This window comes from Mesorhizobium sp. L-8-3 (genome assembly GCF_016756615.1).
GTDB lineage: Bacteria > Pseudomonadota > Alphaproteobacteria > Rhizobiales > Rhizobiaceae.
The window spans coordinates 5,941,695-5,963,103 of record NZ_AP023262.1 but is presented as its reverse complement, the minus strand read 5'-3'; the positions used below and the strand labels follow the sequence as shown (position 1 = coordinate 5,963,103).

Below are 21,409 nucleotides of genomic sequence, written 5' to 3'. Positions count from 1 at the left end.
TCCCGATGCGCTTCTTCTTTCTCCTGATGCTCCTGGCTGGTGCCGTCCTTGGCATCGGATACCCCTTCGTCATCCAGAATTTCTCCGGAAAGGAGATCGGCTCGTGGCGCGTGTACGAGCGCGGTTCCGGTTTCCATCCGATCGAGACGAAGCTCTCGGCGGCAGACGTGCCGGTCCGGGTGCTGGTCGACATGACGTCGATCGGAGCGCCACGCCTGACCAACGAGCGCACCGTGCTGACCATCACGGCGGCGACAGGTGGCAGGACCGTGCTCGCCGAAACCCTTAACTTCGTCGATGCGGCTCCGCGCGCCGACAGTCCGCAGAGCGGCGAGCGGGTCTACCGCGACGACGGCGGTGTCATTTCCGACGCGAGCGACGGGCCCTATGTCTTCACGGTCGGCCCCGGAGATGCCGAGGGCATCGAAATGAAGTCGGTCGATCTCATTCTGCGCGCCGGCGCCGCAAGCTACGACGAACGTGCGCAACCTCTCGGCTTTGCCCTCATGGGCATAGGCTTCATCGGTTTCGTGCTGGCGCTGCGCCGCGGCGGTCATCCACCGAACCCCAATTCGCAGCCGCCGCGGTCGCGCTGGGGCAGGGGAGCGGGCGGCCGCTCCTGAAAGGGCGACGCCCGCGTAGGCTCGATTCGGTGTGCGGCAAATCGTATCCGCGTCCGGACGATGAAACCCGTGCTGCAAGTCCACAACTGCGCGGCATCACGAGGCCGCCAGAAGAATCTACGCACCCGGGGATTAGGCGCGCCCGCAGTTCCGTATACGGGCCATGAAACTCGGGAAGTCAGCCTTCGACGTGCTCGGCCAGTTAGGGGCGCTGCGGCGCTATGCCCGCTCGCTGACGCGTGACAGCGCCGACGCGGAAGACCTGGTGCAGGATGCGCTGGTGCGCGCCTATGAGCGACGCGCCAGCTTTCGCCACGGCGGCAATCTTCGCGCCTGGCTGCTGTCGATCCTGCACAACACCTTCGTCGACGGCAAACGCAGCCGACGGGCCGAAGCCATCCGCATCGAACGGGCCGGCGAACTGGCCGACGCTTTCCTCGACGCGCCCCAGGAGCATTCGCTTCGTCTCACCCAGCTTCGCGAAGCTTTTCTAGGGCTCAGCGAAGAGCAGCGCGCGGCGCTGCATCTCGTCGCGATCGAAGGACTTTCCTACCAGGAGGCGGCCGAAGCTCTCGCCATTCCGCTCGGGACGTTGATGTCGCGCATCGGCCGGGCGCGCGCCGCCTTGCGCGAGTTGGAGGAAACTTCGCCGGCCAGGGTCAGGCACCTCAGGGTTGTCAGAGGCAGCGATGAGTGACGTTCTCGATCCCGTCACCGATGCCGATCTCGATGCCTATGTCGACGATCAACTCGACGTCACCCGCCGCATCGAGGTTGAAGCGTTCCTGTCTGTCCGCCCCGAGACGGCGGCACGGGTGATGGCGGACCTGAGGACGCGCGATGAATTGCGCGTCGCGCTTGCGGGCGTGCGCGGTATGCCGCGCCCGGCGACAGCCGAGGCGGCGCGTCGGCTGGAGCGGGGCCTGTCGCGCCGCCGTCTCTTCGGCGCGTTGCAGCGCGCTGCTGCCGTGCTCGCCTTCGTCGCTGCCGGCTGGCTCGCCCATGAGATTGCATTGCCGATCGCCGTCACGGAGGTGGTCGCTTCGATGCCGCCACCTGCCTATGTCGAGGACGCCATACGCGCGCACGGCACCTCGGTGCTGCGCGCCTCCATGAGCTCCCAGCCGGAAGTGACGGACTACGATCCGGTCGAGATCCGTTCGGCCACGGCGATCGTCATGCCGGATCTGCCCGGCGACTGGGACGTGCGCGACGTGCAGATCTACCCGTCCCGCTTCGGACCGAGCGTCGAGATGGCCGTGGGTACAAGGCAGTTCGGGCCGGTTTCGCTCTTCGCCGTACGTCCCGGAAGCTTCGACGTCGTGCGGCCCACCTTGGTGCCGGCAGGCGAGGCCTGGGCCGCCTATTTCCAGATCGGCGAGGTCGCCTACGCCCTGGTGGCGACGGGCGATCCGCACAAGCTGGAACGCGCGGCCAAGCGGCTTTTCGATACACTCCACTGAACCGACCATCCGACAGGAGACCCTGGATGAACACTCCCGACTACGGCTATCGCGCGGGCTTTGGTGCGCGCAGCGACGCGCTCTTCGACGAGGGCCTGCGGCAGCATATGCTGCGCGTCTACAACTATATGGCGCTCGGCCTGGTGCTGACGGGCGTCGTGGCATTCACCGTCGCCTCGGTCCCGGCGCTCTATGTGCCGATCTTCTCCACGCCGCTCAAATGGGTGGTGATGCTGGCTCCGCTCGCTTTCGTTTTCCTGTTTTCCTTCCGCATCCAGACGATGACGGCATCCGGCGCGCAGATGATGTTCTGGGCTTTCTGCGCTGTCATGGGGCTCTCGCTCGCTTCGGTGTTCCTGGTTTTCACCGGCACCTCGATCGCACGAACCTTCTTCATCGCGGCCACGATGTTCGGCGCCACCAGCCTCTACGGCTACACGACCAGGTCGGACCTCACCCGCTTCTCGTCCTTCCTGATCATGGGCCTGATCGGAGTGGTGATCGCCAGCCTGGTCAACATCTTCCTGGGCTCTTCGGCTTTGCAGTTCGCCATTTCGGTGCTCGGCATCTTCGTATTCCTGGGCCTGACCGCCTGGGACACACAGACGATCAAGGAACAGTATGCGGAGAATTTCGACTCCGACTCCCGGCAGAAGCTTGCGGTCTTCGGAGCCTTCTCGCTCTATCTGAATTTCATCAACATCTTCCAGCTGCTGCTCCACTTCACCGGCGAGCGCGAATAGTACTGACGAGCAAAGGAAAGCAACGCACCATGGACAGGAACGACCAGCACGCAATCGAGAGCCTCTTCGGCAAGCTAGCAGCCGTCGAGCGCCAGTCGCCTTCGCGCGACCCCCAGGCGGAAGATTTCATCCGCGGCCAGATCGCTCAGCAGCCCGGCGCGCCTTACTACATGGCCCAGACCATTGTGGTGCAGGAGCAGGCGCTCGAAGCCGCTCAGGCAAGGATCGCGGAACTGGAGGCCGAGGCAGCGCGTGTGCCGCAATCCTCCGGCGGGCTATTCTCCGGGCTGTTCGGTGACGGTCGCCGACCGGCGCGTTCGGGCTCCGTGCCGCGCGTCGGGGGCGGCGGTCCCGCCTTCGGTGGGCAATATGCCGCGCCTCCGGCGCAGCCCGCGCGTGGCGGCGGTTTCCTTGCCGGCGCTGCCCAGACCGCGATGGGCGTTGCCGGCGGCGTGCTTCTGGGCAACGCCATTGCCGGCATGTTCGGTGGAAACGAAGCTCAGGCCGCCGAGGAGGATGCTGGAGCCGATGATGCCGGCGCTGACGACGGCGGCTTCGGCGACATGGAGTTCTGATCGCCACGGAACCGGTGCGAGGGTGAGCCATCCTCGCACTATCTTGACAGCCTGAAACCCGGCAGACGCGACTCGCACAGGCCTAGCCGGGTATCTTCTCTCGCATCCATTGGGCGCGCAAAAGAACGTTCCGACACTCCGGAGCTACGGCATTGCTCTTCGGCCCAAGGCCGCGGCTTGGGCCCCAACGAGCCGCGATGCCGCCTCCGGCTGATCGACCGTCGTCTCGGCATTCAGCACCGGAGCGGCATTCGACAGGATTGCCTCACAGGCGATCGAGCGTGAGCAGGCCGGGATCGCCGCGCCAGGCCTTCTCGAACTCCTCGGTGGCTTTGCTTGCACCTGCCGCATCTCCTCTCGCCTTGGCCGTCTGCTGGAGGCCGTAGAGCGCCCAGGCGCTGCCTCGGACGTGTTCAAGCGCGGCCTCGAATTCCTTCTGTGCCTCATCGGGCTTGCCGGTCTTGAGGAGCGCTGCACCGAGAGACTGCCTCACCGGATAATACCAGAAGGGCGGCTCCATATAGGGGATGGTGTCTTCGGCTTCGGCAGCCTTCCGCCAGTGGCCGATCGCATCGTTGTCTTTGCCCTCTGCCTGCGAAGCGCGAGCGCGGACCACGTCTTCGGCCACCTCCAGAACCGGGCGAGCGGGGACAGCCCAGGCGTCAAGGACCGACCAGTCCGTCTCCTGGGCGATGCGGTGAATGGCATCGGCCTCGGTGCGTGCGCCGGCCACGTCCTTCTTGGCCGCGAATGCCGTCCCTCTGGCATAGTGCCACATCGCCTTCACATAGGGCGGCGCGCCGGGCGGGTCGGGCATGGCCAGAACCGTGTCCGGGTCGGCATATTGCGCCCGTGCGAAATACGGGGCTGCCTTCACAGGCTGCGCAATGGGCACCGCTGTCGCGACGTCGTTGCTCAGCCACTTGTCGAGTTTGTCGGCTTCGGCGAGCACGGTCTCGGCGTCGCCGAGAAGCTGCGCCGAGACCAGGACGAAATGCACGTTGTGCGAATAATACCCGATCGGATAGACGCCGACTGCGCCTGTCTCAGCAATGTATGTCTCGTCCGCCTTGGAGGCTGCCTTGTTGGCCTCGAGTGAATCGGCATAGCGCCCGATACGATAATAGATGTGGCTGGGCATATGGACGATGTGTCCGGCGCCAGGCATGAGCGCTGCAAGCCGATCGGCATAAGGCTCGGCGCGTTCGGGCCGGTCCGAGGCTTCAACGAGATGAATGTAGAGATGAATCGCCCAGGGGTGGTCGGGAGCCTTGGCGAGCACGCCTTCCAGCCGCTTCTGGACATCAGCGGTACGGCCTTTGGGCTCCTTGCCGCCCGGTTCCCAATAGTCCCACGGCTGGGTATCCATTGCCGCTTCGGCTGCCAGCACCGCCAGTTCGAGATCGTCCGGATATTTGTCCGAAAGGGCAGCCATGGCGTCAGCGAAGGACGCGTCGAGTTTGGGGCGTTCTGCGGCCGGATCCTCCGAATATCGCGTCGCCACCGCTTCGATCAGTTCCCTTTCCTTCTCGCTCGCTCCGGACGCGAGCGCCTGCGCTTTCTTGAGCGCAGCGATCGCCGGCGCATTCGCGGCCGGGTCCATCGGCACGTTGACGTTCGGGCCAAGCACGAGCGCCTCACCGAGGAAGCACATGGCGCAGCTCGGATCCAGGCGTTGCGCCTTGCCGAAAGCGCGCCTGGCTTCCGCGTGATTGAAATTGGCGGTCTGCCTGAGCCCTTGCTGGAAATAGCTCTGCGCCTCGCTGTTCTTGGTGCTGATCGGATATGTCAGAGAACCGAGATCGTTCCACAGCGGCGGGTCGGCTCCCTCGTAGGCCTTGATCGCCTCAGGCGACAAGCCCTGGGAGGGAAGGTTGGCAGCCATGCAATGGGGAGCCGCGGCGATGGCCTCGGGAACTTCGGTGACACCAAAATCCGCAACGGCTGCACCAACCCCGAATCCGGCGAAAACAAGCGTCGGCAATCCTGCAACTTGAAGTATATTATACAGTCTCATGTAAGCCTCCTTGCATGCTTGCGCGACAGCAGGTCTCTATTGCTTACGACTGCCCAAATCCAATGATCTTCCCGAAAGGCTTTCTTGGCAAATCAATTGACGATTCAGCGCGACCGCTGGGTCATCGCTGCTGCGGGCATGGCCGCGCCGGGTCACGGTCTTCCCATTCCTCACGCATCGCGCTTCCGAAAACCGCCCAGGATTGTCGGTCAGTGCTACAGCTCCGGGAGCACTAAACGAGCCTCGGCCGCCCTGGCGCACCCAACCCGCATTCCAGGCCGATCCGATCCCAACTACCGAGATTTGCCGCGGCTTCGTAGGTGCTTTCGAGAAATTCCATCAGGCTCTGATCAGGATCCGTTGCCGTGCGCACCGCGTCATAAGGAAGGATGAATTCGCCGAGCTCCTTGGAGAAGAACGCGGCTGCCGGCCGGACGCTCGCCGCCGCAAAGCCGTCCGGCGTCGGATAGGCATAGGAATAGAACGCCGCATACTCCACCGGGCCGCTGCTGCCCGGCCAGAAACCGGCGCTGGAAACTTCGTGGGAATAAGCTTCGCGGGCCACTGCATCGGGGAGATTGGGCACCCCGCCGGGATGGAGCGGGGCCGTCCTGCCCGAAAAACGGGTCACGGCCAGATCGAAGCTTCCCCAGAAGAAATGCACCGGGCTCACCTTGCCGAGAAAGCCGGTGCGGAAGCGCGAAAGGACCTCGTGGGTGGAAAGCAGAATGCGCCAGAAGCGATTGGCATGATCGGGATCGTAGGAAGCGTGCGTTCGATCCTGATCGAACGGAATGCCGTCGGGAATCTCGGACGGTATCGTCGTGATGTCCATGTCGAGCCCGAGTTCGGCAAGGGCGATTCCCACCTCGTCGTAGAAGTCGGCCACGGGTTTCGGTGCCAGTATGATCTGGCGAAGGTGGCCGTCGCTCGTGCGCACCCACAGCAGATGGTCGATAAAGTCGAAATCGATCTGGAAGGCGCGCGCGCCTCCGGGGATGGGCGACGTCGTCAGGCCGCGCGCCGTCACATAGAGCGGCACATGCCAGGAATGGTTCAGCCAGGGTTCATATTTCAGCCGGATCTTGCCGACGATCTGGGTCCACAAATGCAGCGTGTCACGTGTTTCCTTCCATGCGGCATAGGGCAGGTCAGGCCACCGGTTCGGGTCGCTGGGACGCGGCATGGTTCACTCCTTTCGCGTCGGAAGCAGGTCGGGCGTCCAGGAGACGCTTGTTGATCAGTCGGCGCCGCTAGATAGCCCTCGCATTGTCGGGTGGAGCCTCGGTCGGATCGAGCGTCGTCACCAGGCGACCGCAGCCGGAACCGCCAACCGGCAATCTCTCCCACAGGACGGTGCCGGGCCGGATCGAGACCAGCGGGCCGGGCTGTCCGCTGGTTTTGAAGAACACGGCGACGTTGCCGCGTTCGAACCAGCCGAGCGCGCCGAGCTGCTGCTCGGCACGGCGGATCTCCGGCGTGGCGTATCTCCACATCGGCTCGCCGATACCGTCCTCGGGCAGATGCCATTCAGCGCGCCGCGCCGGCGAGGCCGCAAGCAGTCGATGCGTCGTGTCGCAGACGAGATGGATCGCTCGGCCGGATTGCTCGACCAGTCGCTTCAGGATCGCTCCCGAGGCTTCATCGGGCACGGCCGCGGCGAAGTGCGCCAGCGCATCGAGCGCATCATGCGGCGGCCTATGCCTGCCGCTTTCCCATTTGGAGAGCGACGATTGGCCAACGCCCAGCAATTCGGCGAGGTGGCTCTGCTTCATCCGGCGCAGCATGCGCGTGCGCCGCACCGCCCACATCAGGACGGCAACGGATGGGTAAGACGGGCCGCCATGCATGGCACGCCTCAGATTTCTCCGAAATCGCCGCCCCGGCCCTTGCCGGAAGCGAAGCGAGCGGCCCCTGCCTGACCCTCCGCGCGGAAGGTTTCGGCGCTCCGCCATTCGCCGGCGAGCGCCCGCGCGGGGTCGAGCGACCATTGTCGGATCGCCGACAGGCGGTCGGCGCGCATGCAGGCCTGCGGGAAGCGCGTCAGCTCCTGCGCCAGTTCGATCGCCGCGGCAAGCGAGGTGCCGTCCGGCACCACGCGGTTCGCCAGGCCCATGACGAGGCATTCCTCGGCTTCGACCTTGCGGCCGGTCAGGATCAGGTCCATGGCTCTGCCGTGACCCACGATGCGCGGCAGGCGTACAGTGCCGCCGTCGATCAGCGGCACGCCCCAGCGGCGGCAATAGACGCCCATATAGGCGGATTGCTCCATGACGCGCAGGTCGCACCAGAGCGCGAGCTCCATGCCGCCCGCCACGGCAGGGCCGGAGATGGCGCCGATCACCGGCTTGGAGAGCAGCAAGCGGGTCGGCCCCATCGGCCCCTTGCGCGGATGGTCGTCACGCCCGTCGAAGGAACGGTCGAGATCATGCTCGGCGAACCAGGTGTCGCCGGCGCCGGCGGCCGCCCATTTCAGGTCGAAGCCGGCGGAAAAGACGCCGGGCACGCCGGTCAGCACCGCGACCTTCTGCTTGTCGTCGCGCTCGAAGGCGAGGAAAGCGTTGAACAGCGCCAGGGCCATGTCGGGGTTGACCGCGTTGCGGGCTTCCGCCCGGTCGATCGTGACGATGGTGACCTCGCTGTCCTGCTCGACCCTGATCGTCATTCGGCTATTCCTTCCTCGTATTCCGCGGAAAGCGTGAGCCAGGTCTCTTCGTGACCGGCCAGCGCATTGGACAGGTCGGAACGCTCTTTGGCAAGCTGCGTGGCGGCACTCGGGTCCTTTTCGTAGAGCCTCGGATCGGCGAGCTGGTCTTCGATGCCGTCGATGCGTTTCCTGATCCTGTCCATCAGGGCCTCGGTCGCGCGGATCTGCTTGGCGAGCGGCTCGAGCGCCTGGCGGCGCTGCGCGGCATCGCGACGCCGTTCCGCCTTCGACGCCTTGTCGGCCTCGCGCCGTTCCTTCCGGTCGGCCGAGACGCCAGTCACCTCCTGGCGATAGTCGCCGAGATCGCCGTCGTAGGGACGGACGGAGCCGTCGCGGACCAGCCACAGCCGATCGGCCGTCGCCTCGATCAGGTGACGGTCGTGCGAGATGAGGATGACGGCGCCAGGGAAATCGTTGAGCGCATGCACCAGCGCCTCGCGCGAATCGATGTCCAGATGGTTGGTCGGCTCGTCGAGGATGAACAGGTTCGGTCCCTCGAAGGAGGAGAGCCCCATCAGGAGTCGTGCCTTTTCGCCACCCGAAAGATCCTTGGCCGCGGTATTCATCTTCTCCGTTGCCAGGCCGAACTGCGCGACGCGGGCGCGCACCTTGGATTCCGGCGCGTCCGGCATCAGCCGGCGCACATGCTCATAGGCATTCTCCTCCGGCCTGAGGTCGTCGAGCTGATGCTGCGCGAAGATCGAGACCTTCAGCCCCGGCGCGACCGTCATGGTGCCCGTCTCCGCCTTCAGCCGGGCGGAAAGCAGCTTGGCAAAGGTCGACTTGCCGTTGCCGTTGGCGCCGAGCAGGGCGATGCGGTCGTCGGCATCGATGCGCAGCGACATCTTTCTCAGGATCGGGTGACCGGGCTGGTAGCCGACAGAGACGCCGTCAAGGGCGATGATCGGCGACGCGACGGTCTTGACGGGTTCGGGAAACCTGAAGGGCCGCACCGTGTCGTCGATGAGCGCCGCGATCGGCTTCATCTTCTCCAGCGCCTTGATGCGCGATTGCGCCTGGCGGGCCTTCGTGGCCTTGGCGCGGAAACGGTCGACGAAGGACTGCAGGTGCTTGCGTTGCGCCTCCTGCTTGACGCGGCTCTTCTCCTGTAGAGCCTGCTGCTCGGCCCGTTGGCGCTCGAACTGGTCGTAGCCGCCGCGCCAGAAGGTGAGCTTCTTCTGGTCGAGATGAACGATCGAGTTGACGGCGCGGTTCAGGAGGTCGCGATCGTGGCTGATCAGGAGAACCGCATGCGGATAGCGCGAGACGTAGGTCTCGAGCCACAGCGTTCCTTCGAGGTCCAGATAGTTGGTCGGCTCGTCGAGCAGCAAGAGATCGGGCTCGGCGAACAGCACAGAGGCGAGCGCCACACGCATGCGCCATCCCCCGGAGAAGGACGAAGCAGGTCGCTTCTGCGCTTCGGCATCGAAGCCCAGGCCGGCAAGAATGGTTGCAGCGCGCGCCTCCGCCGAATGCGCGTCGATGTCGGCGAGGCGCGTATGGATCTCGGCAATACGGTGCGGATCAGTGGCGGTCTTCTCCTCTTCCAGCAAGGCTGCGCGTTCGACATCGGCCTTGAGCACGATGTCGATCAGCGGCTCCTCGGTGCCGGGCGCTTCCTGGGCGACCTGGCCGATCCGCGTATTGCGCGGGAGGCTGATCGAGCCGGTCTCCGCCGACATGTCGCCGGTGATGGCGCGGAAGAGCGTTGTCTTGCCGGTTCCGTTGCGCCCCACCAGCCCGGCCTTCGCTCCGGCGGGCAGGCTGAGGGAAGCATGATCGAGAAGCAGGCGTCCGGCGATACGGAGCGAAAGGTCATTGATCGTAAGCATAGCGGCGGCTTTTTGGCCGACCCTACGGGCGAAGGCAAGGGCGCGCCTCGCGCTGGCCGCCTGTATCGGGGCCTCAGGCGTAGGGTCGCCCGTCCTCGGTGCGCTGGAAATAGACGAGGTCGAGCACTACGGAGGGCCTGCCGAGCATTGTCAGCACCGCATGCGCCTGGCCCCGGTGATGGGTCTGGTGGTTGAAGAAATGGTCGAGCGCGGGTGCCAGCCGCTGCGAGACGGTGCGCATGTCGGTAAGCGGCATATAGGTGAAGCGGCCGGAGAGAGCCTTTGCGGTCAATGACGCCGTCCAGTCGATGATGCGCGCGTCTTCCGCCTCGCGCGCCGCCCGCAATCCGGCGAAATCCGCGTGGAGCACGGCGTCGAGCGTCGTCGGCGCCTCGCCTTGCCCGGTGAAGCGTTTCATCCAGATGCGGTCGGCTGCCAGGATGTGGTTCAGAGTGCCCATGAGCGACTTGAAGAATACGCCCGTGTCGCGCCGGAACTGCTCTTCAGTCAGTACCGCGGCGGCGTCGTAGATGCGGCTGTTGGCCCAACGGTTGTAGGCGGCCAACATCATGAAATGCTGCTTCATGGACTTCCTTTTGAAACGCGAAGCGGAAAATATGCGGCGGACACTAAACTGCACCCTTAGGAACGCCAATGGCCATTCTGCTTTATGATCTCGTCGGCTCGGACCCATCTCGCCCCTACAGCCCCCATTGCTGGAAGACGGCGATGTCGCTCGCCCATAAGGGGCTCGAATTCGAGACGGTACCGACACGGTTCCTCGATGTGCCGACAGTGGAAGGCGGAGTGTCGAAGACGGTGCCCGTGATCCGCGACGGGGCGCGGGTGGTGGCCGATTCCTTCGCCATCGCGCTCTATCTCGAAGAGACCTATCCCGATCGCCCAAGCCTGTTCGGCGGCGAGGGAGGCGAGGCCATGAGCCGCTTCATCGAACGCTGGTCGCAGACGATACTGCATACCTATCTGGGGGCGGCTGCCCTCATGGATATCTACGGCATGCAGGACGAGCCCAACCGCGCCTATTTCCGGCAGAGCCGCGAGCCGCGTTTCGGCAAGAAGCTGGAGGAGGTGCCGGGCGGGCGAGATGCAGGGCTGGCAGCGTTCCGCGGTTCCCTGGAGCCGCTGCGGTCGATGCTCGCCTACCAGCCCTGGATCGGCGGCCCGTCGCCGCTGTTCCCCGACTATATCGTATTTGGCGCACTGCAATGGGTACGGGTGGCGTCGCCCTATCAATTCCTCGCCGCTGACGACCCGGTGTCGGAATGGTTCGGCCGCTGCCTGGATCTTCACGAGGGACTTGGGCGCGGCGTTCCAGCCGCGGCCTGATTTGCCCGCGAGGCCTTGGCAATCCGGCATCCGGCCTGTATAGAGCCGCCACTTTTCCAAGGACATCCACACAGGGACAGAAGATGGCGATCGAACGCACTTTTTCGATGATCAAACCCGACGCGACCAAGCGCAACCTTACCGGTGCGATCACCAAGATGCTGGAGGATGCCGGCCTTCGCGTCGTTGCGTCCCGGCGCGTGTGGATGAGCCGCCGCGAGGCCGAGGGCTTCTACGCGGTCCATCGCGGACGCCCGTTCTTCGACGAGCTCTGCGAATTCATGTCGTCCGGCCCGACGATCGTTCAGGTTCTCGAGGGTGAAAATGCGATCGCCCTGAACCGTGAAATCATGGGCGCCACCAATCCGGCCAATGCGACCGAGGGCACCATCCGCAAGGTTCATGCCCTGTCGATCGGCGAGAATTCGGTGCACGGCTCCGACGCTCCGGAGACCGCCGCGCAGGAGATCAGGTATTGGTTCTCCGACACCGAGATCGTGGGCTGAATCGGTTTCGGTGCCTGATACGATAAATAATTGATTCGACTTGAAAAAGCCGGGGTTCGCGCCCCGGCTTTTTCTCATGACGCGATCCAGTCCCGTCGAGACGGATGCCCGCTGCGGAGGGTTGCGGGTTGCGGTGTGCCGCCCTCGCGCAGGCGATCGAGGAAATCGGCTGCCGGTACTGCCTTGCCATAGAGATAGCCCTGGAAGCAATCGCATCCGAAGGCCCGCAGGAATGCCTGCTGGCGGATGTTCTCGACATGCTCGGCGACCGAGGTGAGGCCGAGATTGCGCGCCATGGCCAGGATGGTCTTCACAAGCGCCCGGTCGCTTTCGCCGGTCTCTATATCGGCGACGAAACGCCCGTCGATCTTGAGTTCGTCGAAGGGCAGGGTCTTCAGATAGGCGAGCGAGGAGTAGCCCGTGCCGAAGTCGTCGAGGGACAGGCGCACGCCCAGGTCCTTGATCTCGGCCATCAGCCGGGCGACGCGTTCGTGGTCGCGGGCCATGACATGTTCCGTCAGTTCCAGCGTCAGCCGCGTCGCATCGACGGCATGGGAGCGCACCATCTGTCCCAGCATCGCCCCGAAGCTGTCGCAGTTGAAGGACTGCACGCTCACATTCAGCGCGAGCCTGAGATGCGCGGTCGCGGGATCGCGTTGCCAGGAGGCGAGGGCGGCCAGGCCGAGGTCGAATACGGCTCGGCTGAGTTCCTCGATCAGTCCGAACTGCTCCGCGAGCGGGATGAACCGATCCGGAAAGATCATGCCGAGCCGCGGATGGTTCCAGCGCAGCAGTCCTTCTGCGCCGATGATGACTCCGCGATCGTCGACCTGCGGCTGGAAGTGCAGCTCGAGTTCTGTACCGCCGAGCGCGGCGCGCAGGTCTCCGACCAGTCGGAAACGTTCGCGTTCGCGCTCCAGGCTGGCCGGGTCGAACAGGGCCATCCCGTTCCTGCCCGCTGCCTTGGCCTGGTACATGGCGATATCGGCACGCTTCAGGATCTCGTCGGGGCGAGCCTCTGCACCGTCGAACACCACCACGCCGACGCTTGCCGAGGCGAGGTGGCGAACCGCTGCGAGCTCGAAAGGCTCACGCAGGGTCACGAGCAGCCGGTTTGCCACCACGATGGCGTGGCGCGTCGCATTTGCCTCGTCGACGCCGGCGGCTTCGAGAATGACCACGAACTCGTCCCCGCCGATGCGCGCGACGAGGTCCCTTGGCGCGAGGCAGCGCTCGAGGCGCGCCGCCACCTGGACGAGGAAAGCGTCGCCGACGTCATGCCCCTGCGTGTCGTTGAGCGTCTTGAAATTGTCGAGGTCGATGAACAGCAGCACGCCGTGGTCGCCTCGCCTCTCGCTGCCGACGATGGCCTGGGCCATGCGGTTCAGGAACATGCGCCGGTTTGGAAGCTCCGTGAGCGGATCGAAATAGGCGAGCCGTTCTATCTCCATCTCGTTGCTCTTGCGGGTCGAGATGTCGGTGAGATAGCCATGCCAGATGATGCCGGCTTCCCTGAATTCAGGCGTGGCTGCGACGCGCGCCCATTTCTCTGTGCCGTCGCGAAGGCGGAGCCTGAATTCGTGGTCCCAGCTCTGCCGCTTCTCGGTAGCCCTTCTCAGCGAACGCCTGAGGCCCGAGATGTCGGCGCCGTGCACGCGTCCGAAGAGGCTCCGCGGGCGCTCGACGAATTCTTCGAGCGGGATGCCTGTGATCCGCGTGAAGGCGGCGCTGACATAAAGGACTTCGGCCACGCCGCTGGCCCTGGTCACGAGCTGGAAAAGCGCGCCTGGCAGCTCGCGTGTCAGCTTCTGGAAACGTTCCTCCAGGCTGAGCCGACGCACCAGCACCGTGATGTCGCGGACCGAGCCTTCATAGTGGAGCGGATTGCCGGTGGTCGGATCGAGGACGAGGCGCGCCGATTCGGAGATCCAGATGCGTTCGCGCGTCTTGTGGCGGTAGATTTCCGAAACGAAGTCTTCGACCCTGCCGTCGCGCTCCAGCGCGTCGCGGAACGCGGCGCGCCGGGAGGGATCGACATACCACTCGGTCCCGATATCCTTGACCCTGGCGAGCATCTCGCGCTCGCTGGAATAGCCGTTCAGCTGCACCAGGGCCTTGTTGGCGCTGAGCTGCCTGCCGTCGAGCGACGAGGTGTAGATGCCTTCCGACAGGTTGTCGATCAGGTCGGCGAGCCTGGCGCGGCCGGCGCGCGCCGCGCGGTAGAGCCGACGATAGCGGAGCGCCGCCAGGGCGACCAGCGCGGACAGGACGAGCCACGCGGCGATCAGCCAGTTGGCGCTGGACCCGAAATCGATCAGGGCGCTGTGGAAGCCAGGCATTGAACTCGGTACAAGGTTGACGCCGCGCGAGGCTACGACGCCGGGCTTACAAATTCTCTAAGAAAACAGAGCCTTGACGGACATGCTTAACAGCGGCTTATCCCGCCAGATCAACTGCCGGCGGAAAGGTGCATTATGTCCTTCGCCGCCGCGTCGGACAGGATGAGCTTGCCGTTGCCGACGCGGAAGCGTGCCGTCCTGCCCAATGCTTCGAAAAAATTCTTTTCCTGTTCCATCAAATCGGGAGCGCAGGCCATCATGGTCGAGCCGATATCGCCGATCTTGATCGAGCCGTCATGAATCTCGGCGGTTCCGAAATAGCCGTTGCACGGGCCTCTGCCCGAGACCCTGCCGTCCGCGCTGACGGCGAAGGTCACGCGCGCCTCGCCGCCGAGGGCGGTCCCCTCGATGTCGTCGACCAGCCAGGTGGCGTCGAAAATCGAGGGTGCCGCCGGCGTTTCCGACTGACGCACCATCTTGAGCACCATCGATTGCGGCGGGGCCTGCAGCGGGTCCACGGAGTGGCGGATGTCGTTGATGAACCAGATCGAATTGTCGATCGTGATACGCGCTTCCAGCGCATATTGGGCCTTGCCCTGTATCACCGCAGGATCGAAGACGATCGTGAACCTGATCGGGACCTGCCCTGCCGGGTCGACGACCTGCTTCCCGACGACCGATGCCGGAGCGCCGGCGAGCGAGATGTCGACGAGCTGTACGGTGAGCACGGCATTGGGCGGCAGCGCGATGCGCTCGCGATAGAGGACTTCACCGGAGATGGTCTTCTCCGTCGCGAACGAGGCGGAAGAGGTAGCCAGCATGGCGATGACGAGCGGTGGGAAGCCGAAGACGAGCAGTTCCGCGATCTTGCCGAACAAGGAAGGCCTCCCGTGTTTCCAGGAGACCAGCCGACCACGCGAATGCGGTCGTTCCGTGGCGGTCGCCGGACGGACCGCTCAGTCCCGCGACCAGCGGGCGGCCGCCTCATCGTCGGAAGCCTTTGCCTCGACCCAGCCGCCGCTACCGCCGTCGGCGCGATGTTCTTTCTTCCAGAAGGGCGCACGCGACTTCAGGTAGTCCATGAGGAAGGACGCCGCGTCGAAGGCGGCCTGGCGATGCGCCGAGGCCGTGACGACGAGGACGATGTTCTCTCCCGGGCGGATCTTGCCGTGGCGGTGTACGACGGTCAGCCCGCCGAGCGGCCAGCGCTCGGCGGCTTCGGTCGCGATGCGGGAGATCTCGGCCTCGGCCATGACCGGGTAATGCTCGAGCTCGAGTGCGGACAGGGCGCCCGCCTCGTCCCGGCAAAGTCCGGTGAATGTGACGACAGCGCCGACATCCGTCCGTCCGCGTGTCATGCTGTCGATCTCGACGGCGGTGTCGAAATCCTCCGCCTGGATGCGCACGACCGGGACGACACGCGCCGACATCGCTCGACTAGCCTCCCGTCATCGGAGGGAACAGGGCGATCTCGCGGGCGCCGGCAACCGGCTCGCGATGGCTGACATGCTCCTGATCGATCGCCACGCGGATCACCTGGGGGTGTTCGAGCGCGGCCTCGTAGCCTTCGCCGCGCGACTTCAGCCAGTGCAGCAGGTCGGCGACAGTCTGCACCGAAGCGGGCAGGTCGATTTCCTCGTCGCTCTTGCCGATCCGCTCGCGCACCCAGGCGAAATAGATGAGCTTCGTCATGCGCTACTCGTCGATTATGTGCTTCAACCCGGCGCGGAAGTAGTCATAGCCTGTATAAAGCGTGACCAGCGCGGAAATCCAGAGCAGCACGATACCGGTCTCGGTCGCGTAAGGGACGATCTTGTCGAGCGCGGGGCCGGCGAGCAGCACGGCGATCGCCACCATCTGGATTGTTGTCTTCCATTTGGCGAGCTGCGTCACCGGCACGCTGACCTTAAGCCCCGCAAGGTATTCGCGCAGGCCCGAGACGAGGATCTCGCGGCACAGGATGATGATCGCGGCCCAAAGCGACCAGCCCGCGATGGTGCGGTCGGTGTCCGCGGCGAGCAGGAGCAGGCAGGTCGAGACCAGCAGCTTGTCGGCGATCGGGTCGAGCATGCGACCGATACTCGAGGTCTGCTGCCAGGCGCGCGCCAGATAACCGTCGAAATAATCGGTGACGCTCGCCGCGATGAAGATCGCCAGCGCCGACCAGCGCGCGAAGTCGCTCGATTGCAGGCGCCCCTCAAGGAAGAAGCACAGCACGACCAACGGCACCGCCAGGATGCGGCCGTAGGTCAGTATGTTCGGAAGGTTGAACGCGCGCCGTGCCATCTCTTACTCTTTTTCGATTGCGTACTCAAAACAGATGCGAATGTGGGGGGTCAACTGGCTGAAATCGATGTGCCAGCCGAATATGACGCTATTCCGGCTCAACTCTCGTGAAAATGATTGTAGACGAGCCGCGCCGTCGACTCGGAGATGCCCTCGACGGCCATGAGATCCTCGATCGCCGCCCGGCTGACGGCCTTGGCGGTGCCAAAATGGTGGAGCAGGGCCCGCTTGCGGCTTGGCCCGATGCCGGTGATCTCGTCGAGCGGGCTCTTCACCATCTCCTTCTTGCGCCGGGCGCGATGGGACCCGATCGCGAAGCGATGCGCCTCGTCCCGTAGGCGCTGCACGAAATAGAGCACCGGATCGCGCACAGGCAGCATGAAGGAGGGCTTGCCGTCGACGAAGAAGCGCTCGCGGCCTGCCTCGCGATCCTGGCCCTTGGCCACGCCGATCGCGGCGACCCTGTCGGAGACGCCGAGCTCGGCCAGCATCGCCCGCACGACCGTCATCTGGCCCTGGCCGCCGTCGATCAGGATGACGTCGGGCCAGGCAGGGAACGCCGAGTGGCCCACCTCCTCCTCCGCTTCGGCGTCGGATTGCCGCGGCGTGCCGTGTTCCTTGAGCAGGCGCGAGAAGCGGCGCTCCATCACCTCGCGCATCATGCCGAAGTCGTCACCTGGGGTTATCTCGGTCGAGCGGATGTTGAACTTCCGGTACTGGTTCTTCACGAAGCCTTCCGGCCCTGCGACGACCATGGCGCCTACGGCGTTCGTGCCCATGATGTGCGAATTGTCGTAGATCTCGATGCGCTCCGGCGCCCGCGCCAGACCGAAGGTCTCGGCGAATCCGGCGAGCAGCCGTGCCTGTGTCGAAGTCTCCGCCAGCCGCCGCCCGAGCGCCTCGCGGGCGTTCTGCAGGGCGTGATCGGTGAGGTCCTTCTTCTCGCCGCGCAGGGGCACGCCGACGGAAACCCTATGTCCGGCCCGGGTCGACAGAGCCTCCTCGAGCAATTCCCGTTCGTCGATCGCGCGGGACAGAAGGATGGATTTGGGCGACGGCTTGTCGTCGTAGAACTGCGCCAGGAAAGAGCCCAGAACCTCGCCCGGCTCGAGCGCCGGATCGGCCTTCGGAAAATAGGCGCGGTTGCCCCAGTTCTGACCGGTGCGGAAGAAGAAGACCTGGATGCAGGTCTGGCCGCCCTCCTGATGGATGGCGAAGACGTCGGCCTCCTCGACCGACTGCGGGTTGATGCCTTGATGGCTCTGGACATGGCTCAGCGCCGCGAGCCGATCGCGATAGATGGCCGCGCGCTCGAAATCGAGGTCCTCGGCGGCCCTGAGCATGGCCGACGAGATCTCCGCCTTCACGCCCTGGCTGCGGCCCGAAAGGAAATCCTTCGCCTCGGCGACGAGTTCGGCATAGTCGTCGGCGGAGATCTCGCCGGTGCACGGACCGGAACAGCGCTTGATCTGGTAGAGCAGGCAAGGCCGGGTGCGGCTCTCGAAAACCGAATCGGTGCAACTGCGCAGCAGGAACGCGCGCTGCAGCGAGTTGATGGTGCGGTCGACTGCGCCGGCCGACGCGAAGGGGCCGAAATAATCGCCCTTGCGCGATCGTGCTCCCCGGTGCTTGAAGATGCCGGGCGAGGCGTGGTCGCCTGTCAGAAGGATATAGGGGAACGACTTGTCGTCCCGCATCAACACATTGAAGCGCGGCCGCAACCGCTTGATAAGATTCGCTTCGAGCAGCAGCGCTTCGGTCTCTGTGCGGGTGACGACGAATTCCATCGTCGCCGTCTCGCGCACCATCCGGCCGATGCGGTTGGTGTGGAAGCGGCCCTGCGCGTAGTTGGTGACCCGTTTCTTCAGGCTGCGCGCCTTGCCGACATAGAGCACGTCGCCGACGGCGTTCATCATCCGGTAGACGCCGGGCGAATTAGGCAGGCGCCGGACCAGGGTCTGGATCACATCCGCACCGACCTTGCCGTCTGCATCGCCGCTCTCGCGGTTGTCCCAGTCGATGCGGGTGAAGGGCAGGGCTGGACCGTCGGCAGAGGCGATCTCTTCCGGGATCGGAGCTTCCTCTTCCTCCGCATTGCCCGGCATGTAGCCGGCGACATCGTCCGTGGCGATGCCCTGGCGAGCTCGCGCCAACGGTGGCTGGTTGTGGGATCGACCGGTCATTCCGCCATGCCTGTCACATCCGGGGTCTGCCATGCAAGATGCTGGCCGCCGTCGACCGCGATCATCTGTCCAGTCACCGAGCCCGCCTGCCACAGATATCGCACCGTGGCGCCGAACTCGCCAAGGGCTGGATTGCGGCGCAGGATAAGCCCATCGATTTGGGCCTGGAAGTCCTCCCGCCGCTGGCGCGAATTGGCGAAAGTCGGGCCGGGGCCGATGGCATTGACCCTGACCTTCGGGGCCAGTGCCTGGGCCAGCGTCTGCGTCGCCGTCCACAGCGCGGACTTCGACAGCGTGTAGGAGAAATAACGCGGATTGAGCCGCCAGACCCTTTGGTCGATGATGTTGACCACAAGTCCTTCCTTACCCTCCGGCAAGACCAAGTCGAGGTTTCTGGCGAGCAGAACGGGCGCCTTCAGGTGCAGGTCGAAATGCCTGTCCCATACGTCCCAGCCGAAGTCGCGCGGCGAATCGTCCTCGAACACCGAAGCGTTGTTGACGAGGATCGAGACCGGCCCGATCGCCTCGATCGCCCGCCCCATCAGTTCTGCTGTCGCGCCGGTATCGGTGAGGTCGGCCTGCACCACAGCAGCCTTGCCCCCGCGATCCCGGATGGCCGCGCTCAGCCCAAGCGCCTCGTCCCGCGCGGTGTTGCAATGGATGGCGACACCGAAGCCGTGCGCGGCCAGGTCCTCGGCAATCGCCTTGCCGATTCGTCTTGCCGCCCCGGTGATCAGGACATTTGCCGGGGCTTCCACGCTTCCATCCGTTCCTGGTCCTCTGTGCAGCGCCAAATCGTTTTCCCGGTGTTAGAGCTTTGGGCAACACTGTGGCGACGGCGCCGCGCCGTGTCGCGATTCAGCCGCCGGGAACCGAGTATAGGGCGAGGCAGGTGCTCCTCCAAGCTCTCAAAGCCTTGGAAAACCACAGCTTACTGACAATTCTGTTGCGAAAGTGCAACGTCAACCTTCCGCCTCATTGGCGCCGGGGAATGACCGAAATTCAGGTGCGCTTCAGCCGCATTTGGCCACGACATTCGGGCTCGTAAGGCACCGGGCCGTTTGACCCCCGGACGATCCGAAGTGCCTCGCATGGGAATCGTGCGACCAGTGCCTTGTGATACGGAGTAACAAGAATGTCAGCCAAGATGAAATTCGCCCGGCCGGTTGCCGCGGCCTTCGGCCTTGTGGCCCTTCTCGGAATTATCCCCGCCAATGCCGCGGACGCTGTCATGGAAGAGCCGCCGGCACCGGCCGCTCCGATGGAGCAGCCGCCGCTCAACACCTGGTCCGGCCCCTATGCCGGTGTCCAACTCGGCTACGGCTTTTCGGGCCGCACCCGGACGCCGTCCACCGACATCGACACCGATGGCTTCATCGGCGGCGCCTTCGGCGGCTACAACTTCCAGAACGGCATGTTCGTGTTCGGCGGTGAAGTCGACCTGAACTACGCCAACCTGAAGGGCGACGCGCTGGGCACCGAGTCGCGTTCGGGCATGGACGGTTCGCTGCGCGCTCGCATCGGCGTGGCCGCGACCGACAATGTCCTGATCTACGGCACGGCCGGCGGTGCCGCGCAGAGCCTGAAGATCGAGGACGCAGCCGGGAGCGACCGCAATACGCTGCTCGGCTGGACGGCGGGCGCCGGTGTCGACGTGAAGGTCACCGAGAACGTCTTCGGACGCGTGGAGTACCGCTACACCGATTTCGGCAGCGCGGACTTCAACACCGGAAGCGGTGTGCAGTCGGTCGACTCGCGCGACAACCGCGTGATGTTCGGCCTTGGCATGAAGTTCTGACGAGGCCGGCGTGCCGGCCGATGGCCTGTCCCCCCGGGCTGGAGGCCGACGTCTCGTGTAGGCACGCTTGCATCGTTGGGAAAGCCGGGCCTCGTGCTCGGCTTTTTTCTTAGCTGGAGCGCGTCGTGCCTTCGCGGCAGGGTTCATACCGATGGTCAATGATATCGACCGTGGGAGCGCGCGACCGCGTGGCCCACGCCTGTTGGCGCGAAAGCCAAGCGGCCGGAGGGGCCACGCAGGCGATTGAGGCCGGGTCGATGCTCAGCATCCACCCCACCGGATGTGTCATCATCCAGTGCCGTTGGAATCAGGCAGAGGGAACGAAAGGCGCGAGTTCCGGGAACTTCTGATCGAATCGATCGGCCCAGCGCTTGAGCTTGCCGCGGCCGCGTTCCCACTGGCCAGGAAAACGCAATGCCAGATAGCCAAGCGTAGCGCGCAGCGCGATCTGGCCCGCCGTTATCTTCTTCGGCAGCTTGGGCGGCGCCGCGTTGAGCTGGTCGAGCGCGCGTGACACCTTCGACCATTGTTTGTCCAGCCAAGGCTGGTGGACCTTCTCCTCCGGCCGCGAGCGCCGCTCATAGACATGGGCGAGCAGGCAGTCGCAAATGCCGTCGGCCAGCGCTTCGAGGCCCTCGGCCTCGGTCCGCTTCTCCGGATTGCGCGGAAAGAGCCGATTGCCCGAAATGCGGTTCAGATATTGCGTGATGGCGCGGCTGTCGTAGACGGCCTGTCCGTCGTCGGCGATGAGAACCGGAATCTTGCCGAGCGGATTGGCACCGATCAACTCGACAGGTTCGGCATTGGTGTCGACCGTCACGAATTCGACCGCCACGCCGGCATAGGCAGCCGCCATGCGGACCTTGGCGCTGTAAGGTGACGGTGGAGAATAAAGAACCTTTGGCATGCTTCCTCGCAAGCCCGGACCGAAACTTTGGAATGCCGCCGGGAATCGCATTCCTGCGGGACGTTAGAGCATTGCAGCCGACG

The 21,409-nt window shown here is 64.8% G+C and carries 22 protein-coding genes; 8 read left to right on the top strand and 14 right to left on the bottom strand.

Translation table 11 applies throughout. From position 1 onward, the window contains the following. The first annotated feature begins 5 nt into the window (after positions 1-5). The 5 genes from JN302_RS27745 to JN302_RS27725 all read left to right on the top strand — a co-directional run bounded on the left by JN302_RS27745 (position 6) and on the right by JN302_RS27725 (position 3,404). Positions 6-623: a hypothetical protein gene (locus tag JN302_RS27745; protein WP_202329861.1), complete on the top strand. Its 618-nt coding sequence runs from the start codon at positions 6-8 to the stop codon at positions 621-623. A gap of 163 nt (positions 624-786) precedes the next feature. Next, complete coding sequence (locus JN302_RS27740; protein ID WP_202329860.1) at positions 787-1,320, top strand: sigma-70 family RNA polymerase sigma factor; 534 nt, start codon at positions 787-789, stop codon at positions 1,318-1,320. After that, entirely contained in the window at positions 1,313-2,086 is a 774-nt protein-coding gene (locus tag JN302_RS27735) for an anti-sigma factor family protein (protein WP_202329859.1), read from the top strand. The genes JN302_RS27740 and JN302_RS27735 overlap by 8 nt, the downstream gene beginning before the upstream one ends. A gap of 26 nt (positions 2,087-2,112) precedes the next feature. Further along, the gene (locus JN302_RS27730; protein WP_202329858.1) at positions 2,113-2,829 is read left to right on the top strand and encodes a Bax inhibitor-1/YccA family protein; all 717 of its coding nucleotides are present in this window, start codon (positions 2,113-2,115) and stop codon (positions 2,827-2,829) included. Positions 2,830-2,858: 29 nt separating this feature from the next. Then, complete coding sequence (locus tag JN302_RS27725; RefSeq protein ID WP_202329857.1) at positions 2,859-3,404, top strand: DUF2076 domain-containing protein; 546 nt, start codon at positions 2,859-2,861, stop codon at positions 3,402-3,404. A 265-nt stretch (positions 3,405-3,669) separates the two neighbouring features. On the opposite strand, the gene JN302_RS27720 is transcribed toward JN302_RS27725, so the two are convergent. From JN302_RS27720 to JN302_RS27695, 6 genes are all read right to left on the bottom strand, one after another. After that, positions 3,670-5,421, bottom strand: coding sequence for a tetratricopeptide repeat protein (locus JN302_RS27720; protein WP_202329856.1), 1,752 nt, complete (start codon positions 5,419-5,421; stop codon positions 3,670-3,672). A 232-nt stretch (positions 5,422-5,653) separates the two neighbouring features. Beyond that, positions 5,654-6,607 carry a DUF5996 family protein gene (locus JN302_RS27715; protein WP_202329855.1) on the bottom strand — a complete coding sequence of 318 codons (954 nt, stop codon included), beginning with the start codon at positions 6,605-6,607 and terminating at the stop codon, positions 5,654-5,656. 67 nt (positions 6,608-6,674) lie between these two features. Continuing rightward, on the bottom strand, positions 6,675-7,271 hold the full coding sequence (locus JN302_RS27710; protein ID WP_244845962.1) for a helix-turn-helix domain-containing protein: 597 nt from the start codon (positions 7,269-7,271) through the stop codon (positions 6,675-6,677). 8 nt (positions 7,272-7,279) lie between these two features. Continuing rightward, complete coding sequence (locus JN302_RS27705; protein ID WP_202329854.1) at positions 7,280-8,086, bottom strand: crotonase/enoyl-CoA hydratase family protein; 807 nt, start codon at positions 8,084-8,086, stop codon at positions 7,280-7,282. Then, positions 8,083-9,960 carry an ABC-F family ATP-binding cassette domain-containing protein gene (locus tag JN302_RS27700; protein WP_202329853.1) on the bottom strand — a complete coding sequence of 626 codons (1,878 nt, stop codon included), beginning with the start codon at positions 9,958-9,960 and terminating at the stop codon, positions 8,083-8,085. The genes JN302_RS27705 and JN302_RS27700 overlap by 4 nt, the downstream gene beginning before the upstream one ends. Positions 9,961-10,033: 73 nt before the next feature. Further along, a complete protein-coding gene (locus JN302_RS27695; protein ID WP_202307318.1) occupies positions 10,034-10,546 on the bottom strand; it encodes a DinB family protein in 513 nt (170 codons plus the stop codon). Between the two features lie 68 nt (positions 10,547-10,614). Here JN302_RS27695 and JN302_RS27690 point away from each other — a divergent pair, with 68 nt between their 5' ends. Next, positions 10,615-11,307 carry a glutathione S-transferase family protein gene (locus JN302_RS27690; protein ID WP_202329852.1) on the top strand — a complete coding sequence of 231 codons (693 nt, stop codon included), beginning with the start codon at positions 10,615-10,617 and terminating at the stop codon, positions 11,305-11,307. Between the two features lie 83 nt (positions 11,308-11,390). After that, complete coding sequence (gene ndk / locus JN302_RS27685; protein ID WP_202329851.1) at positions 11,391-11,813, top strand: nucleoside-diphosphate kinase; 423 nt, start codon at positions 11,391-11,393, stop codon at positions 11,811-11,813. 74 nt (positions 11,814-11,887) lie between these two features. Here ndk and JN302_RS27680 read toward each other — a convergent pair whose 3' ends face one another. From JN302_RS27680 to JN302_RS27650, 7 genes are all read right to left on the bottom strand, one after another. Further along, complete coding sequence (locus JN302_RS27680) at positions 11,888-14,152, bottom strand: putative bifunctional diguanylate cyclase/phosphodiesterase (protein ID WP_202329850.1); 2,265 nt, start codon at positions 14,150-14,152, stop codon at positions 11,888-11,890. 110 nt (positions 14,153-14,262) lie between these two features. Next, a complete protein-coding gene (locus JN302_RS27675) occupies positions 14,263-15,030 on the bottom strand; it encodes a YbaY family lipoprotein (RefSeq protein WP_202329849.1) in 768 nt (255 codons plus the stop codon). Between the two features lie 78 nt (positions 15,031-15,108). After that, a complete protein-coding gene (locus JN302_RS27670) occupies positions 15,109-15,582 on the bottom strand; it encodes a molybdenum cofactor biosynthesis protein MoaE (protein WP_202329848.1) in 474 nt (157 codons plus the stop codon). A gap of 7 nt (positions 15,583-15,589) precedes the next feature. Next, a complete protein-coding gene (gene moaD, locus JN302_RS27665) occupies positions 15,590-15,844 on the bottom strand; it encodes a molybdopterin converting factor subunit 1 (protein WP_202329847.1) in 255 nt (84 codons plus the stop codon). A gap of 3 nt (positions 15,845-15,847) precedes the next feature. Next, the gene (pgsA, locus tag JN302_RS27660; RefSeq protein ID WP_202329846.1) at positions 15,848-16,438 is read right to left on the bottom strand and encodes a CDP-diacylglycerol--glycerol-3-phosphate 3-phosphatidyltransferase; all 591 of its coding nucleotides are present in this window, start codon (positions 16,436-16,438) and stop codon (positions 15,848-15,850) included. A gap of 98 nt (positions 16,439-16,536) precedes the next feature. Further along, entirely contained in the window at positions 16,537-18,543 is a 2,007-nt protein-coding gene (uvrC, locus tag JN302_RS27655; protein WP_202334465.1) for an excinuclease ABC subunit UvrC, read from the bottom strand. Between the two features lie 74 nt (positions 18,544-18,617). Further along, positions 18,618-19,379 (bottom strand): SDR family oxidoreductase, encoded by a 762-nt coding sequence (locus JN302_RS27650; protein WP_202307309.1) that lies wholly within the window; start codon positions 19,377-19,379, stop codon positions 18,618-18,620. A 377-nt stretch (positions 19,380-19,756) separates the two neighbouring features. Here JN302_RS27650 and JN302_RS27645 point away from each other — a divergent pair, with 377 nt between their 5' ends. Then, the gene (locus tag JN302_RS27645) at positions 19,757-20,419 is read left to right on the top strand and encodes an outer membrane protein (protein ID WP_202307308.1); all 663 of its coding nucleotides are present in this window, start codon (positions 19,757-19,759) and stop codon (positions 20,417-20,419) included. A 307-nt stretch (positions 20,420-20,726) separates the two neighbouring features. On the opposite strand, the gene JN302_RS27640 is transcribed toward JN302_RS27645, so the two are convergent. Beyond that, entirely contained in the window at positions 20,727-21,326 is a 600-nt protein-coding gene (locus JN302_RS27640; protein ID WP_202329845.1) for a glutathione S-transferase, read from the bottom strand. Between the last annotated feature and the right edge of the window lie 83 nt (positions 21,327-21,409).